The organism is Bradyrhizobium sp. SZCCHNS2022 (genome assembly GCF_032377575.1).
GTDB classification, from domain to species: Bacteria; Pseudomonadota; Alphaproteobacteria; order Rhizobiales; family Xanthobacteraceae; genus Bradyrhizobium; species Bradyrhizobium aeschynomenes.
This window is the reverse complement of sequence record NZ_JAUHHZ010000001.1, coordinates 2981293-2995867: the sequence shown is the minus strand read 5'-3', so window position 1 is coordinate 2995867 and position 14575 is coordinate 2981293. Positions and strand designations below refer to the sequence as shown.

General features: G+C 60.1%; 15 protein-coding genes. 7 read left to right on the top strand and 8 right to left on the bottom strand.

The genetic code is table 11. The features are described from left to right. Positions 1-13: 13 nt before the first annotated feature. The gene (locus QXZ94_RS13335; RefSeq protein WP_315720789.1) at positions 14-508 is read left to right on the top strand and encodes a hypothetical protein; all 495 of its coding nucleotides are present in this window, start codon (positions 14-16) and stop codon (positions 506-508) included. A gap of 277 nt (positions 509-785) precedes the next feature. Here QXZ94_RS13335 and QXZ94_RS13330 read toward each other — a convergent pair whose 3' ends face one another. The 4 genes from QXZ94_RS13330 to QXZ94_RS13315 all read right to left on the bottom strand — a co-directional run bounded on the left by QXZ94_RS13330 (position 786) and on the right by QXZ94_RS13315 (position 4017). Further along, positions 786-1022, bottom strand: coding sequence for a hypothetical protein (locus QXZ94_RS13330; RefSeq protein ID WP_315720788.1), 237 nt, complete (start codon positions 1020-1022; stop codon positions 786-788). After that, positions 997-1380 (bottom strand): response regulator transcription factor, encoded by a 384-nt coding sequence (locus tag QXZ94_RS13325; protein ID WP_250172785.1) that lies wholly within the window; start codon positions 1378-1380, stop codon positions 997-999. The genes QXZ94_RS13330 and QXZ94_RS13325 overlap by 26 nt, the downstream gene beginning before the upstream one ends. 106 nt (positions 1381-1486) lie before the next feature. Beyond that, on the bottom strand, positions 1487-2158 hold the full coding sequence (locus QXZ94_RS13320) for a response regulator transcription factor (protein ID WP_315720787.1): 672 nt from the start codon (positions 2156-2158) through the stop codon (positions 1487-1489). Then, entirely contained in the window at positions 2155-4017 is a 1863-nt protein-coding gene (locus tag QXZ94_RS13315) for an ATP-binding protein (RefSeq protein ID WP_315720786.1), read from the bottom strand. The genes QXZ94_RS13320 and QXZ94_RS13315 overlap by 4 nt, the downstream gene beginning before the upstream one ends. Positions 4018-4470: 453 nt before the next feature. Between QXZ94_RS13315 and QXZ94_RS13310 the strand changes: the two genes are divergently transcribed. Together QXZ94_RS13310 and QXZ94_RS13305 are read left to right on the top strand one after the other, a co-directional pair. After that, on the top strand, positions 4471-5322 hold the full coding sequence (locus tag QXZ94_RS13310) for an AraC family transcriptional regulator (protein ID WP_315720785.1): 852 nt from the start codon (positions 4471-4473) through the stop codon (positions 5320-5322). 187 nt (positions 5323-5509) lie between these two features. After that, positions 5510-5815, top strand: coding sequence for a hypothetical protein (locus QXZ94_RS13305; protein ID WP_250172789.1), 306 nt, complete (start codon positions 5510-5512; stop codon positions 5813-5815). Positions 5816-6028: 213 nt separating this feature from the next. Here QXZ94_RS13305 and QXZ94_RS13300 read toward each other — a convergent pair whose 3' ends face one another. Continuing rightward, on the bottom strand, positions 6029-6337 hold the full coding sequence (locus tag QXZ94_RS13300) for a hypothetical protein (protein WP_250172790.1): 309 nt from the start codon (positions 6335-6337) through the stop codon (positions 6029-6031). A gap of 582 nt (positions 6338-6919) precedes the next feature. On the opposite strand from QXZ94_RS13300, the gene QXZ94_RS34410 reads away from it, so the two are divergent. Then, positions 6920-7102: a transposase gene (locus tag QXZ94_RS34410; protein ID WP_409880906.1), complete on the top strand. Its 183-nt coding sequence runs from the start codon at positions 6920-6922 to the stop codon at positions 7100-7102. Between the two features lie 486 nt (positions 7103-7588). Here QXZ94_RS34410 and QXZ94_RS13295 read toward each other — a convergent pair whose 3' ends face one another. Beyond that, positions 7589-7972, bottom strand: a complete 384-nt coding sequence (locus tag QXZ94_RS13295) for a hypothetical protein (protein WP_315720783.1) — start codon at positions 7970-7972, stop codon at positions 7589-7591. A 118-nt stretch (positions 7973-8090) separates the two neighbouring features. On the opposite strand from QXZ94_RS13295, the gene QXZ94_RS13290 reads away from it, so the two are divergent. Then, a complete protein-coding gene (locus QXZ94_RS13290; RefSeq protein WP_315718625.1) occupies positions 8091-8309 on the top strand; it encodes a helix-turn-helix transcriptional regulator in 219 nt (72 codons plus the stop codon). 412 nt (positions 8310-8721) lie between these two features. Here QXZ94_RS13290 and QXZ94_RS13285 read toward each other — a convergent pair whose 3' ends face one another. Next, entirely contained in the window at positions 8722-9069 is a 348-nt protein-coding gene (locus QXZ94_RS13285; protein ID WP_315720782.1) for a tyrosine-type recombinase/integrase, read from the bottom strand. A 268-nt stretch (positions 9070-9337) separates the two neighbouring features. Between QXZ94_RS13285 and QXZ94_RS13280 the strand changes: the two genes are divergently transcribed. After that, the gene (locus tag QXZ94_RS13280; RefSeq protein ID WP_315720781.1) at positions 9338-9709 is read left to right on the top strand and encodes a MarR family transcriptional regulator; all 372 of its coding nucleotides are present in this window, start codon (positions 9338-9340) and stop codon (positions 9707-9709) included. 5 nt (positions 9710-9714) lie between these two features. Further along, positions 9715-10530, top strand: coding sequence for an NAD(P)-dependent oxidoreductase (locus QXZ94_RS13275; RefSeq protein WP_315720780.1), 816 nt, complete (start codon positions 9715-9717; stop codon positions 10528-10530). A gap of 166 nt (positions 10531-10696) precedes the next feature. Here QXZ94_RS13275 and QXZ94_RS13270 read toward each other — a convergent pair whose 3' ends face one another. Next, positions 10697-13540 (bottom strand): ATP-binding protein, encoded by a 2844-nt coding sequence (locus QXZ94_RS13270; RefSeq protein WP_315720779.1) that lies wholly within the window; start codon positions 13538-13540, stop codon positions 10697-10699. Positions 13541-14575: the final 1035 nt, after the last annotated feature.

Sequence of the window (14575 nt, the reverse complement as noted above, 5' to 3'; positions counted from 1 at the left end):
ATCTCAGGGATTCGTGGAGCCGTCGATTGAGCTCGTACCGCTCGATAGCATCGGCCCTGGCACCGGCACGGCCGGACTGATACCCGCGCCGCCGATTTCCGTGGCCCCAAGCGGGATGCCGACACGCCCGACCGTCGATAGCGGGGCAGGAACGGTTGGTGTGATTGTCGTGCTACTGGAACAGCCGAGTGACGAGCCTCCTGATAATCCGCCGCCGTCGAACAAGGTGCCTGACGATCCGCTGTTGTCTGAGACGGCGCAGTTGGTCACGCCCGGCGAAGGATTGATCGGGGATACGCCGGGCGTCACGATCTCGGTCGAGCCCAGTGGGATGCCCGCAGGTCGCGTCGAGCCGAGATTGAGTGACGATGTCGCGGACATTCCGGCGGAGGGTTGCGTCGTCGGCAGTGCCATTTGCGCCTGTGACGCAGTCGGAGTCAGCCATATCAGGCTAGCCGCGAGTGCCGCCCTCAAACGAAGTGGTGCGAACCGGCGGTATGCTGACTGATTAAATGAGATGTGCTCTCGCATGGCTCGCTCCGGAGTCTTTCAAATTTCGCAGGATGATAGGGAGCCGCTGGCATCCGGGTATTTCCTGAACGAACGGCCCGCTGCCTGGATGCACGATCGGACGGCTCCCTCATTCCGGCCGCGTTCCGCTCGCGCCGACGAGCTTCGGGGTGGGCTGATGACTGCGCAGTGCATCCAGACTTTCCCGAAAATCGCTTCCAAGACACATATAAGGCTGGCCGCGATCATCATGACTGAATTCGATGTCATGATCGTCAGCGCGCGACGGCGGTTGAAAGCGCCTGCTGTGGCATGTCGATCTGCAGGACGTCGACCAGTGCAATGGTGGTCTGGCACAGCGCCGGATCAGCGTGATTGGCGCCCTGCGTCCCCGCGGCATAGATGCAAAACCCGACCCAGTCGCCGAGCACCGCGAGCAAGGGGCCGCAGGTCTGGGTAAACAGACCCGAGACGTCGGCTGAGATATCAGCGCCGCGCGCCGTTGCCGCCAAGCGCGTCCTCGAGACAACGGATGATCTCATCGCCGCTGGAAGGTTTGCCGAGATAGCAATGCGCACCGGCCGCCATCACGCGCTGGCGCACGGCTTCGCTCGGAAAGGCTGTCATGAAGATGATCGGGAAGCGGCGCCCGGAAGCGATCAGTTGTGCCTGGAGCTCGTCGCCGGTGATCACGGGCATCTGAATGTCGGCGATCATGCAGGCTGGATCGTCTGCCGGCGCGTGTTGGAGGAAATCTACGCCGGATTCATAGGCGAGAGCAGCGTAGCCGAGTGAACGCACCAGGCTGGTAAGTGAAGCGCGAACGCCTTCGTCATCATCTACAATTGCAATCACGAGTTTTTTGGCCATTCACGCACATCCTGACCGCGGTGTTCCGCAGGGGCGAGGAGGATTTCTCCCGTCGCGCGGCCAGTCAGGCCTTATGCACCTTGCGGCAGGCCCGCTGAAATTATACTCAAGTTTGGTCAGTAGACTTGCGGACGCGGGAAACCCCGAGTGCCTCCGCCTTGCGAACCAGATCCGCCAGCGACCTGACTCCCATCTTGCGCATGACGTGCCCACGATGGATCTTGACCGTGATCTCGCTTAGTCCGATCAACGCGGCGACCTGTTTGTTCATCAGGCCGGCAGTGACATGGCCCATTACCTCGCGCTCGCGTGCCGTCAAGGTCTCGTACTGCACTCGGACCTTCTCTCTGGTTGCTGCGTCGGCGCGGTGCTGGGCATCACGCTCAAGCGCGGCCGTCACGGCATCCAGCATGTCCTGGTCGCGAAACGGCTTGGAGAGGAAATCGACAGCGCCGGCCTTCATGGCGCGCACCGTCATCGGAATGTCCCCGTGACCAGTCATGAAGATGATCGGATGAGTGATGCCCTGCCGAACGAGCTGGCTCTGCAGGTCGAGCCCGCTCACACCCGGGAGACGGACGTCCAGCACGATGCAGCCGGGGCCGTCCGTCAGCGCGCTGCCGAGCAGCTCGGCCGGCGAGCCGAAAAGCCGGGTCTGCAGCCCGACAGATCGAAACAAGCTGTCGAGCGCGGCTCGGATGCCCGCATCATCATCGACGATGATGACGATGGCGTTGGAGGATTGCGGCGACGGTTGATCCTGGTCTGGTCGTGTCATCGCAAATCGTGTTCTTTGCTATACGGCAGTGTGAGTTGGAATGTCGCGCCCGAGCCTGGAATGCTCGCCACCGACAAGCGGCCGCCATGAGCTTCCACTGTCGTTCGGCAGATCGCAAGTCCCATGCCCATTCCGCCATCTTTCGTCGTGAAGAACGGATCGAACAGGCGTGGCCGGTCATCGGGCTGGATGCCCGGGCCGCTGTCCTGCACCGTGATTGCAATGGTCCGGTCGTCGACCGTGCCGGCTCGCAATTTGATGGTGCGGGAACCGGGGTGACCCGCCATGGCCTGGCAGGCATTGACCAGAAGATTGATGAGGACCTGCTGCAGCTGAATCCTGTCGCCGCGGACCGGCGGCAGGTCATGCTCGCTCTCGACAATCAGGGCGACGTCGTCCGTGGCAAGCTCGCGTGCGACCAGCGCGGTCGCCTCGGAGATGATTTCGCCGATCTGCAGCAAGTGCCGCTGAGGTGGGGCCTTCTTCAGGAAGGTTCGGATCCGGGTCACGATCTCGCCGGCGCGACGGCCCTGCGCGATGACTTGGCTGATCGCAGTTCCAACCTCATCGAGGTCCGCGACATCCCGCCGCAGCCATCGCAAGCCGGCCTCTGCGCTGGTGATGATTGCCGTCAGCGGCTGGTTTACCTCGTGGGCAATGGACGCGCTGAGTTCGCCGAGGGTGGCAACGCGCGCTGCATGGGCGAGCTCGGCCTGCGCAGCAAGCAGTGCGTCGTGGGCCTGCTTGCGCTCGGTGATGTCGACGACGAAGATGAGAACGCTAAGATCCTTGTCGGTACGAGGCGAAAAGGTGATCGTGAACAGCACAGGGATTTTGTATCCATCGAGACGCACGAGTTCGGTCTCACCTTCGTGAAACCGTCGTCCCTGTGCGAAAGCGGCCAGTGCGTCGAGGAAACTTTGATCATTCTTGACGAATAGCTTGTCCACGTTCTCGACGAAGACGGCAGCGTTATCTGCCCCTGCCATCTTCTGGAGTGCAGGATTGACGTCGATGATCCTGACAAGGCCGTGGGCATGCCGAACGAATTCGGGGTGTCGTACCAGATACTCGCGCACGTCCGTCCCTTGCGCGGGCAAAGAATCCAGCGCCGACCGCAGTTCGCTCCAATCTTCCTCGACGACACCGATCCGGCTCGCATCGAACATCCGTCGGTATCGCTGCTCACTCCGCAAAAGCGCGTTATGCCCCGCAACGCGGTCTGTGACGTCCGTGTGCGTCTCGAGCACCCCGATGGGCTTGCCGAGATGGTCGTGCTGCAAGGCCCATCGCGCATCGACCGTGAGGATGATGCCGGCTTTCGTCCGTTGCGCCACCCTGCCTTCCCATCGCCCGGTCTCGATTAAGCTGGCTTCAATGACTTCCCGGCGTTCGGGATAGGAGGTCCGGAGGAGCTTATCGGCGGGCTGCCCTTGCGCCTCCTCGGCCGACCAGCCATAGGTTTGCTCCGCGGTCTTGTTCCAGAACAGGATCACGCCGCCGTGATCTCTGGCGAAAATCATGTCGTGCGAGAGGTTGAGCAGACGTGCCTGTGCCGTGAGCCGGCTCATCGTCGCGTGATTCTGCAGCACAAGCAGCGTCGTGATTCCAATGGCCGCGAGGCTCACCAGCCCGCGCAGCGCTGGGGAACCGAGCGTCCGCAGACCGTGCGACGTCAGATAGGCGCTGATGGTCAGGACAATGCAGCCGGCTGCGGCGACGATGATATCATTGCGCCGGTTTGTTCTGGCTGCAAGCAGAATGGCGACGACATAGAGAACCGCGACCGCCCCCTCAAGGGGTGTAAGCGCGTCCACCATGAAGACCGCGAGGGCCAGGGCCACGGACAACAGCCGCAAGCCACCGCGGCTCATTGAACCCGTGGGCCGGTCAAGGTTCATCATCGTTGCAGGCGGTTTGTCTTCTCATTAGCAGCGTTGATGCCCCGATTTGATCACATCCACAATATCCAGCCGGGCCATTTTCGCACCCTTTTGAAAGACGCCGTGGGCAGCTGGATCGGTTCCGGGAATACTGGGCAGAGCCGGACTGTTCGTGAATCCGCCTGTGGTCCACGGCAAACTATCGCAGGCGCGCCGGTTGCGCCCGGGAGGCAAAATAAGGGTGTTGCGATCCGTCTGATCAGGTTACTTGATTGGGCTCATACAAAGGTATGACGCGGTAAACCCGAGACCTTATCACTTCAGCCGCGCGTAGAATGGAGCGCGCGTATCGCTGAACTACTCTGCTGCTATCGTATTCGGACAAGGCCGTCGGGCATTGTCGGAGCGAACTGCACAGGAGGTTCGACGATGTCGTTGCAGATGTCAGACCCGCGTGACGCCAACGATCAGGTCACGGTCGCAATCGACGTCTCGTCGATCGAGTGCCCGCCGTTGCGGTCACCGAGACAATCAGTTCGCTCGGGTGACGAAGCGATGACACTCTCCCTGGTGCATCTGGGTGTCGCGCTGACCATTGAACCGCCGGAGCCGCATTTGCAGAGATCCGCTGGAGGCCGGCCATGTTTCAAAGTGTCGGCCAAACGTGTTACTCGCGCGTCGGCCATGCCCGATCGGGAGACGGAGAACGACGAGTTCCCAGATCCAGTGATGCGGCGCATCTCGGATGCGCTCGCCGCCACCAAGGCCATGCACCATCCTCATTCTGCCATCCTCGTCGACGCGTTGCGTCTGGCCATGTTGACTAGGAAGGCCACCCAACAAGCAGAATGTGACGTCCATCGCCAACCGGCCAGTGGCAACAGCGAAGGGCAAGACAGCCGGACCGTGCGGTCGCTGCAGAAATGGCGCCTAAGGCGCGTCATGGAGTACGTCGACGACAATCTTGAAGCCAAGATCACGCTCGGGCATCTCGCTGCTGCGGCCGGCCTGAGCCGGATGCACTTTGCCGCGCAGTTTCGGGCGGCGGTCGGCATGCGACCGCATGACTATTTGTTGAAGCGGCGGATCGAGCGGGCTCAGCAATTGTTGCAGCGGTCCGATCTCGCGCTCGTCGACATCGCCCTGACCGTCGGCTTTCAAACTCAGGCACATTTTACCACGGTCTTCAAGCGATTTACGGGCGATACCCCATACCAATGGAGAAGCGCTCATCTCGCGAGATTTCTACCGTGGCCGCGGCCGGAAGCGAGGCTGTCATGAGCGACCCGGGCATTCAGGCGCTAATGCTGCAGATGGTTAGCAGCACGTCGACGTTGGCGTACCACGAGATCATGGCACTGTCGGAGATCGCTCGCGTGCTAAGCGCCTCATACCGGTTCGCATCCTCGGAGTCCGGAGCGGGGCTCGTCTATACTCGTATCTTACTAAGCTTGTGCTGGCACACGTCATGCAGCTTCGCGCGTCTATTTCGGTTGGAGTGTTCAATCAAGGGAGCGGTCACGCGGTGATGATGCCTTTCGAAGGGCTTTGGATGGCCGGACGTCGTCGGCGTTACGTGAAAGCCAGCGAGCGATTGAGCTCGACAGCGGGGCCGGCAGGTTTCGAACCTGCAATCAGGCGGATCAGGATGGAAATCCGCGTCTGCTATCGGGCAGCGCAGCGCGATTGCGCAATACTCAGCGAGGGATGGACGCCCACCAATGCCATTCGCACCGCCTCGCCGGACGAGTTGAGCCAGGCTTTTGACTTTTAAGGCTTGAGGTAGTCTATGAGGGGCAGCTTGAGGTTCGTCAGAGTCCTCGCAAGTCAAGAGAGCCGATCGGCAACTCCGGCGCTTCGGAGAGAACCAGTAGGAGTGTAGAAAGTCCTTCTGAAAGTGGCTCTTCAACGCTTCGTTCAGGCACGTTAGACCGGTCCGAACCAATCTGTCGTGAGGTCCGGACCGATCAGTGCCGTTCGAGCAAACTCAGCTGCAGTTCAACGGAAATGGCCGGTTCGAATGTAGTTCGTACCAGTTATAGCAATCCGGATAGGCTCCGTAGTATCCATATCCGGGCAGGCCATAGTGATGAAATGCGTGCTGACGGAGACCACCGAAGCCTAGGTGCTCGCCGCCGAACCGAGCGCCGCCGCCGAATCCTCCCCCGTGGCCCATGCCACTGAGATGCGTGCCGCCGCCAAAGCCGTGGCCGCCGCCGCCGTGCGCGTTGGCCGCGCCGATGGCTAGCGTAGAAGCGAGTGCCGCCGTTGCCAGAATCATGATGGCTCGTTCCATGGAAACTCCTTTCGTGTTGAACTGCCCGGCCATCCCGAAGCCCGCTTCCGCGTCACTTTGCGTACGCGAGGCCTCTGATGACTGAGCGTGCGGTGGACGAGAGTAGGGGCGATGCACTGCAATCCAACTGAATTCGGCGTCATACATCGGGCGCGCGGCTCGCGAATGTGAACTGGGGTCTGTACTCAATAGGGTTCCACCGCAACGTGAGATGTGATTCAAGGCTGCAAAGAGGCCTTCGGAAACAACTCTATTGGCCAACTGAGGCGGACTGGAGAAGGATCGAGAGTCGTTGATGCCACGCGGTCGGCGCGGTACGCATCGGTGTCGACGATCGTCGCGTTATCAGCGGGAACATGCACATGCTGCGGTCTTGAGCGCGTTGGCGCGACTGTCCCGAGGCTTACGGCCCTTGCACGACGATCTAAACCGGTTCAATCGCTGGAGCCGGCGGGGTCTGTGGGCTAACATCTTTTGCGCGCTCATGGTCGCGACCGGGTAGGTCGGAACGATCCGAGTGCCTAAACCCACATAAGAGCCCATCGCTCGCTGCGGACGTAGAGAGGGGACTTCCGGCAGGCGATCGGCCGCTCGGGCGGCGGGCGAACGACCAAAATCCACGCTGTGACTAGAGACCGTGGACGTCCGATCGCCTTCCTGATTACCCCAGGCAACTGCCACGATTTGCCGGCAGCCCGTGAATTGCTGCCAACCGTTCCTGTGCCTCGTCGCTTGCTTTGCGGATCGAGCCTACGATACCGATAGGTTACGGGAATGGCTGGCGGAAGGTGATGTCAGTGCGACTATCCCGGCCTGTCAGAATGGCTTGTCGACGTCCGCGTGAACGCGTGACTACTCAACTCGGAGGCAGGTGCGCACGATGTATTGCGCCCGTGCAAGGCTCCCTTGCAAGTCCCTCAACTCAATGATGGAGTCTATCGTCCAACCGGTACGCCCTAAGAGGCAGTAGATTCAAATGACGACAGCCGGCGAATGTCGGTATCGGTGGTGTGCCTCCCTGCACCCCCCAGATCCCCGAGCCAGATTTGAGCGCGCATAAGCGTGAAGGCACGGGCGGTATGCTTGCGCCGGCACTATTTAGGCGAATGACTGGATAAAGTATCGTATGTTTGGTTGGTGTGGTGAAAGGCGGTAGCGTTCCAGCGCATTGAACCCCCGAGCGAGGAGCCGGTCTCGCCACCCTCACGCGTTGGCGTCTCTATGGCCACCTTCCCTCTGCTGTTTTCCGACTTAAGGCTCTCGGATGCTCAAGGGCGTGCTTGCGACGTTGCATATCGCTTCAACGAGCAGACGCACCGCTCGTCCTTCCCAACCTATTTGATCGATTGGGGCCTCCCAGTACTCCGACAGAACGTAGGCCAAGTGACGGGCCTTCACACTCAAGCCCGTCATCGTGTAGGCGGGGGTCCCCATGATGGCTCGTTCAACGGGATCGAGGCGGGCCAGGAGGGCCTCATCCCGCGCCGTCAAGTACTCGTCGGACTGCTTGAGGTTCTCACCGTCACGATCGAGTTCAGCTATCAACGCCAAGAACTGGTTTTCGAAGGCGACCAAAGGAGCGTCGGGGTCTCCGATAGCTTCCTCGGGTCTGGTACCTCCGACATGATCACGCATTTTTTCAGCTCGGTACACGTAAACCGTCAATTTTACACGGATAGCGTTTATATTCGCGGATGTCAACGCTTTTCGTGACTGTTAAACGAAAAACGTGTTCCCATGAAATGGCGGTTGAATGACTCCCGATCAATCTCGGGCGGCTCGTGGCCTACTCGACTGGTCTCAAGCTGAATTGGCTGCTCGGTCCAATTTGAGCGAGAGTACAATTCGTGATTTCGAAAAAGGCCGCCGGATTCCGTCAATCAACAATTTAGCGGCCGTCAGGCGCGCTCTTGAGGCCGCGGGCGTTCATTTCATCGACGGCGATCATCCTGGAGTTCGCTTGGTGCGATGACAGGCTGTTTCATGAGTTGCGCTCACTTGCAGCTCAGGACGATTGCCGCGCCACCACGGGCTGCCTCTGAAGCCAAGCCTGAATTAAGACGGCTGAACCGGCGACTTCTGGCACACGTCAAAGAGCCCAAGATCGCGGCTCCTAACTGTTGGGTCGCAGGCGCGCCGACCTGCAGCATGTTTTCAGCAGAGTGACTATCTCTCCAGCCCGCGGGTGAGGAGCGATCTTCCGGCCGCCTTATTCGGACAATCCAGAAAGGCTATTTCAGTTCAATCGCGCCTGGAGCTAACTTTTGTCCGAACGCGCCTTGAAAGTATTCAACTGTCGAAACCCTTCCAAGCTGAATACGAGGGTTCGATTCTCTTCCCACTCCAGTTTGAGCTCTTCACTTGTCCAATGTTCTCGGCGCCTGTCAGGCAACCCGCGCTGAACGGATGGAGTGGAGTGTTTCTGGCTTTAGGTGTGTGTAGCGGCGCAGCATTTTCCAATCCTTGTGCCCGGTGACAAGTGCGACCTGTTCGATGGAAAATCCAGCTTCGAAAAGGCGACTCGTGCCTTCGTGACGCAAATCGTGAAAATGAAGGTCATCGGTCCTCAATTGCTGGCACTGACGACGAAATGCTGTTCCAACGGATCGTCCGTTGTAAGGAAAAATTCGACCTTCGCGAGTATTCGAGAACCGACCTTGCTCCTCAATGATCTTGCATGCGTCATAGCCTGTTACATCCAGCAGGGGCCCCAATGCCGTCGCCCGGGGCATTCTCTTTGCGCTTGAGCAGCCGTTCGAAGTCGATGTTGGCAGCATAGTCATACGGCCGACAGCGCAAGACTGAAGCAAGGCGCTTGCGTTCCGGCTGAGACACCCTTGCTTGACATGACATTTTGTATTTCTCCGGTCCCTCAAATCACCATTCTTGACATCAAGTTAGCTAGCTGACATTATATGTTAGATGGCTAACAAAAGCAATGATCACGGGCCTTTTTCGGTAGGGGCGTGGGCAAAGCGCTGCTTTTTCGCGGGGCGTGCGATGATGGAAGACGCGCTGAGGCCGCATGGGATCGGCGCTACTCAATGGTATGTCCTGCATCAGTTGGCCCAAGTGGGACCGACGATGCAGCGCGAACTGGTGCGCTTGCTTGAAATTGAACGGGCGACGCTGAGTACCATTGTCGCGACGCTTGTCCGCAAGGGGTTGGTTGAACAGGTCGCTGACGAGGTTGATCAACGCCAGAAACTTCTGCGCCTAACCCCAGCGGGAAGAAGGCTGTGGGGAAAGTTGCCCGATCTGGGCTTTATCCATGAGGCGGCATTTGGCGGTTTTTCCGAGGCTGACCTTGCAACGACCGCGCGCGTGCTGAAAGTCGCGACCGAGCGCCTCAATCAACGAATGAAGGCATAGAAATCATGACAGTTCTCATAACCGGAGCAACCGGCCTGGTAGGCGAACGCCTGCTGCCGCGTCTGATGGAAGCGGGCGAGGATTGCCGGGTCTTGGTTCGTCGTGGCAAGAACAGCCCAGCTGGCACGACATCCGTTGAAGGGGACCTCCTTGAGCCTGAATCGCTGGCGGAGGCCGCCACCGGCGTCTCGGCAGTCATCCACCTTGCGGCAGTGTTTCGCACGCAAGACGCCGACCTGATTTGGCGAAGCAATCTGGGCGGTACACGCAGCCTCATCGCTACGGTGCAGGCCCATGCTCCATATGCGCGCTTCATTATGGCGAGCACCTCGAACGTCTATAACGAGAATAGTCCTCAGCCCAGCCGTGAGAGCGACAGGGTTGAGCCGGATCTTGCCTACCCGGCAAGTAAGGTCGCGGCCGAGGCGCTGCTCCGCGACAGCGGGCTGAACTGGGCGATTCTACGGTTCCCGTTTGTGTATGGTGACGGTGATGGCCACCTCGATATGCTTCCCAAGCATATGGCGGCGTTCGGATTCCACCCCGCCAATCGCATGAGCACCATCCATCACCGCGACATCGCGACTGCCATGAAGCTGGCGCTCGCGGGTGTATTCGATGGCCGCATCGTCAATATTGCCGACGAAGCGCCCACCACAATCTACGAGTTGGTCGGTCTCGCCGGCGCAAGGATGGAGGCTTCAGCCGAGCCGATGAAGAACCCCTGGCATCTGCACATCGATGCGTCGCTGGCGCGTGGCCTCGGTTTCCAACCCACCGTGCGCACGGTCTACCAAGCGGTACAAGAAGGCCTCCTTTGAGTTGCCCAATTGATAAGGGTTGGAGGGGCGTAGCTCTGGCGGAGGGAGAGCAGTAGATGCACGAGGCAGTGCCAACCTTCAGAAGTCGACTACGTATTAAACGAGTCCGTAGTCCCTTTTGATCAAGAGCTTGCCAGTTAGATCAGCTCCATGTCGGACTTGTTCTTTATGAGTCCCGGCCGCTGGTTCCGTCGTCTATCTCCGCCAACAACCTAGAGGCGCGGACGAGGTCTTGCGCGCCAAACCCTTCAGTAAACTCCCCAAAAATCGGAGCGAGCAATTGGACTGCGTCTTTCTCGCGGCCTGTCGTCGCCCAATGAGCCGCGAGGTCGGTGGCGGTTCGAAGTGCGAAAGTCAACGCGCCGGTAGCGCGAGCGTCGGCAAGCGCCTGATTGAACAGCTTTTCAGCGCGGTCAGTTTCGCCTGCGTGGAGAAGGATCGATGCATTGACACGAAGGAGTTCCGAGCGACACCAGCGTTCGCCTTGGCGTTCCTGATAATCGATCGCTCGCCTGATGGCGTCCCGCGCTTTCGCGACCCGTCCCTGCCGCAGGTATGCACGAGCGAGGAAAGCCAGATAGCTGCCGATCCGCATCAAGAAGCGGCATTCTATCAGTTCATCGATCGCAACCCGAATATCCTCCACCGCCCGCCGATCGCCGCGCAAGTTGCGCAGGCAGGCGGAGAAATAGCGCTCGACTGAAACCCAGCGAGAGATGCGCTCTCGTTCCAGGTTGCGACGCAAACGTTCTGTGAAGAACGCGAGCGCGTCAAGATCGCCAATTTCAAGCGAGATGGGAAGAGCGGCCAGCCCAAGTGCGTTCGACTGCGACACCCAATGGCCGCCGCGGTCTGCAGCATCCACGGCGTCGCGAGCCAGCTTGGCGGCGTAGTCGGCCTGCCCCTGCATCCACGCGACGAAGGGCAGGTTGAAGCGGACGGTGATGAAGCGGTAGACCTCATTTGCATCCTTGCGCGAACGTCCCTGGGCCAGCGAATGGGTTGACGCGAGACGATCGAGAACCGGGCGGCTTTTGCTCAATTCGCCTGCGAAGGCGTGGGCCCAGGCCAAGGCCCTGTCGGCTTCGGATGTGGCCGTCGAATCGCGGTCCCGGCCGGCCAGCGAGGTGGCCTGCTCAAGATAGGTTATGGCACGTGCGATTTCTCCGATCTGGAGCAGGTAGAACGCGAAACCTACCAGCGCGCGCTGCTGATAATCGACGTTGCCGGCGCGTGTCGCGAATGCGATGGCATCAAGCCAAGCGACCTCGTTCTCATTCGAACTCTTGCGAGCGTAGAACAGGCTCCAGCCGAGGGCACAGGCGAGCTTCGCTTTTGACAGATCGTCGCATGGGACGCGCTTGGCCAAGGCGAGTGCGACCTCCAGCCGCGCCTGCGCCTCCGACAGGATGGAGGTTTCCGACCAGAGAGTGATGGCCGCAACCGCAAGCCTGATGCCGAGCATGGGATCGCCTTGCTCGCCGAACGACCATGAGAGTGCGCTTCTCAGATCGGCAATGCGGCCGAGATAGCGCTCGGTCCAATCGGCCGGCTCGCGCCAATTCCACTCCTCCTCCGACTGCTCGAACAGCGCTATCATGCGTTCCGCATGCCGGCGCATCGCCGAGCCGCACGCCGGGTCGCCCCGACACCGCTCGGCAGCGTAGCGGCGTGTACTGTCGAGCAGCCGGTATCGCAGGCTCGAGCCTCGGGCCTGCGCACTCAACAGTGATTTGGCGACGAGACTCCCGAGTGCGGTCACAACGTCGATTGGCGTGAGCCCCGCCGCGTTCGCCACGAAGACCGCGTCATCGTGCTCGAATCCGTCACTGAACACCGACAATACCGCGAACAACCTGGCTTCCTTCTGCGAAAGCAGCCGGTAGCTCCACTCAATCGTAGCCATGAGAGTTTCATGGCGGGGCAACGAGGCGATCCCGGCCGCGGTAAAACCAAGCTTATGATCGAGATTGAGCAATAGCTCCTGCGGAGTAAATCTGCCGATCTGGGCTGCAGCCAATTCGATGGCCAATGGAAGTCCGTCCAACGAATGGCAGATCGCGGCTATTGCATTGCAATCTTCGTCGACGAACTCGTAATCCGACCATTCGGTGGCGCGTCGGACGAACAACTCCACCGCCGGGAATCTGACAGCCTGATCGGCCGACAGTCCAAGACCGAAGCTGGGAAATGAGAGAGAGCCAAGCCGAACGACATGCTCAATGGTGGTGCCGAGCGGCTCGCGGCTCGTGGCAAGCAGCCTGGATGCCGATGTGTCCGTCATGAACTTGCTGGCAAAGATCGTAGCAGCGGGCAGCACATGCTCGCAATTGTCGAGAATGAGCAGCATTTGCCGCGGCCTCAGAAAGTCGAGGACAGCAGCCAGACCAATGTCCGTATTGCCTCGGATACCGAGCGCCGTCACTAGCGCCGCGCCGAACAGGGTAGGATCGGAGATTGTCGCGAGATCGACGAAGCAGACGCCGTCGTGATATCTTGAAGCGTACGCCTGTGCGACGGCTAGGGCGACGGTTGTCTTCCCGATCCCCCCGGTGCCGGCCAGGGTTACAAGTCTGTCCTCGGCGAGTAGATCGGCGATGGCGGTGATATCGGCTTCCCGGCCGACGATGCCGCGCGGCAATGGCGGGTGCGCAAGCGGGGGCGGATCGGCTGGCGTCGGCTCGTCCTGGACATCGCCGATCCCGACCCGGACATCGGCGATGAATTTGTACCCGCGCCGTGCGACGGTCGCAATGTAGATGGGCTCGATCTGGGTGTCTCCCAGCGAGCGGCGCAAGCTCCACATATTGACCTTGAGATTGCTGTCATGAACGAACGTGCCGGGCCAGGCGGCCGCCGTCAGGTCGTTCTTGCTGACGAGCTCGCCACGGCGCTGCACCAGCAGCCGCAAGAGCTCGAAGGCGCGTCCGCCGAGTTTGACGGGGCGGTCGTCGAGGAGAAGCAGCTGACGGCCGGGGACCAGTCGAAAAGGACCGAAGCTGAACGTCAACTCCTGTCGGGGGGCGCCCCGTTTCTTTGTGGCGGTCCGCATTGAGCAAAGCCAATCAGTCGATGAGATCGACCGGTATTATCATGGCCTCCAGAGTTGTTAAAGCGAACCATTTGCAATTGCACGAGTGCAGCGTGGAATTCCTCGCCTGAGGCGCTTCTGGCTACTTCTTTGGCATGCTGCGAACGGCTATGCGCAGAGGCCGATGCCTCATCATCGAGTTGTGGAGACTTGGCGAAGCACGCTTTCGAATTGCACTTAAGTGGGGAAGCGGAGTTGCGGGGGGGGGGGAAGCGCTTCTTCCTTAAGCGCGCCGCGCGATTCTCGGCAATGCCTGGGCGGATCGCGCCGGAAATGACAGCTGCCACTACCTTGGTTCGCCGGCGCGAACCGCAGCAGACCCGTCGCCTTGGCAGCAAATGAAAATGTAATCGGCTTCATAGCTGGCCCTGATCCTTGGCGACATGGCCGTTGCTAGACTCTCGAGCGCGCGTGATCAGTTGCGATTCCTTTAACTCCCGCGACGACGATCGCATCTTGCTCATCTGCGGTGAGAGGGCGGCTTCCAGGCAGCGCGATACGCGAGTGCAACCTGTTGTCGCTCGCTTTTAACTCTTTTTAACCGTGCCACCTCTGGACTTCGCTGTCGCTCCTTGTGAGAATCTGAGTATGCGCGTTGCAGCTGGCCGGGGCTGCACTCATTGACCAGGCGGAATGATCGTTCTCTCGCGATGGGAGGGGGAAATTACCGCAACTTGCGGGGTCTTGATGGCACTCGTGACTTATGGAGATCAGAAGTGCCGAAACACCGACAAGCTCGCAGCGGCCAACGACTGACCAGGGCTGAGCATAGAACATCGTAAGCTTGAAGCAGGATGCCAGGCGACGCCGGTTCCCATCTGCACCGAGCTGGTGATGCTGCTGTCAGTCGGCTGGATGGTGTGTCGAACAGGCAACGGTGAAATCCAGAAGAGCCTGACGCGCCCTGGCATGAGCTACCTCGTCCCATCTGGGACGCGGGATAGTCATATCGAG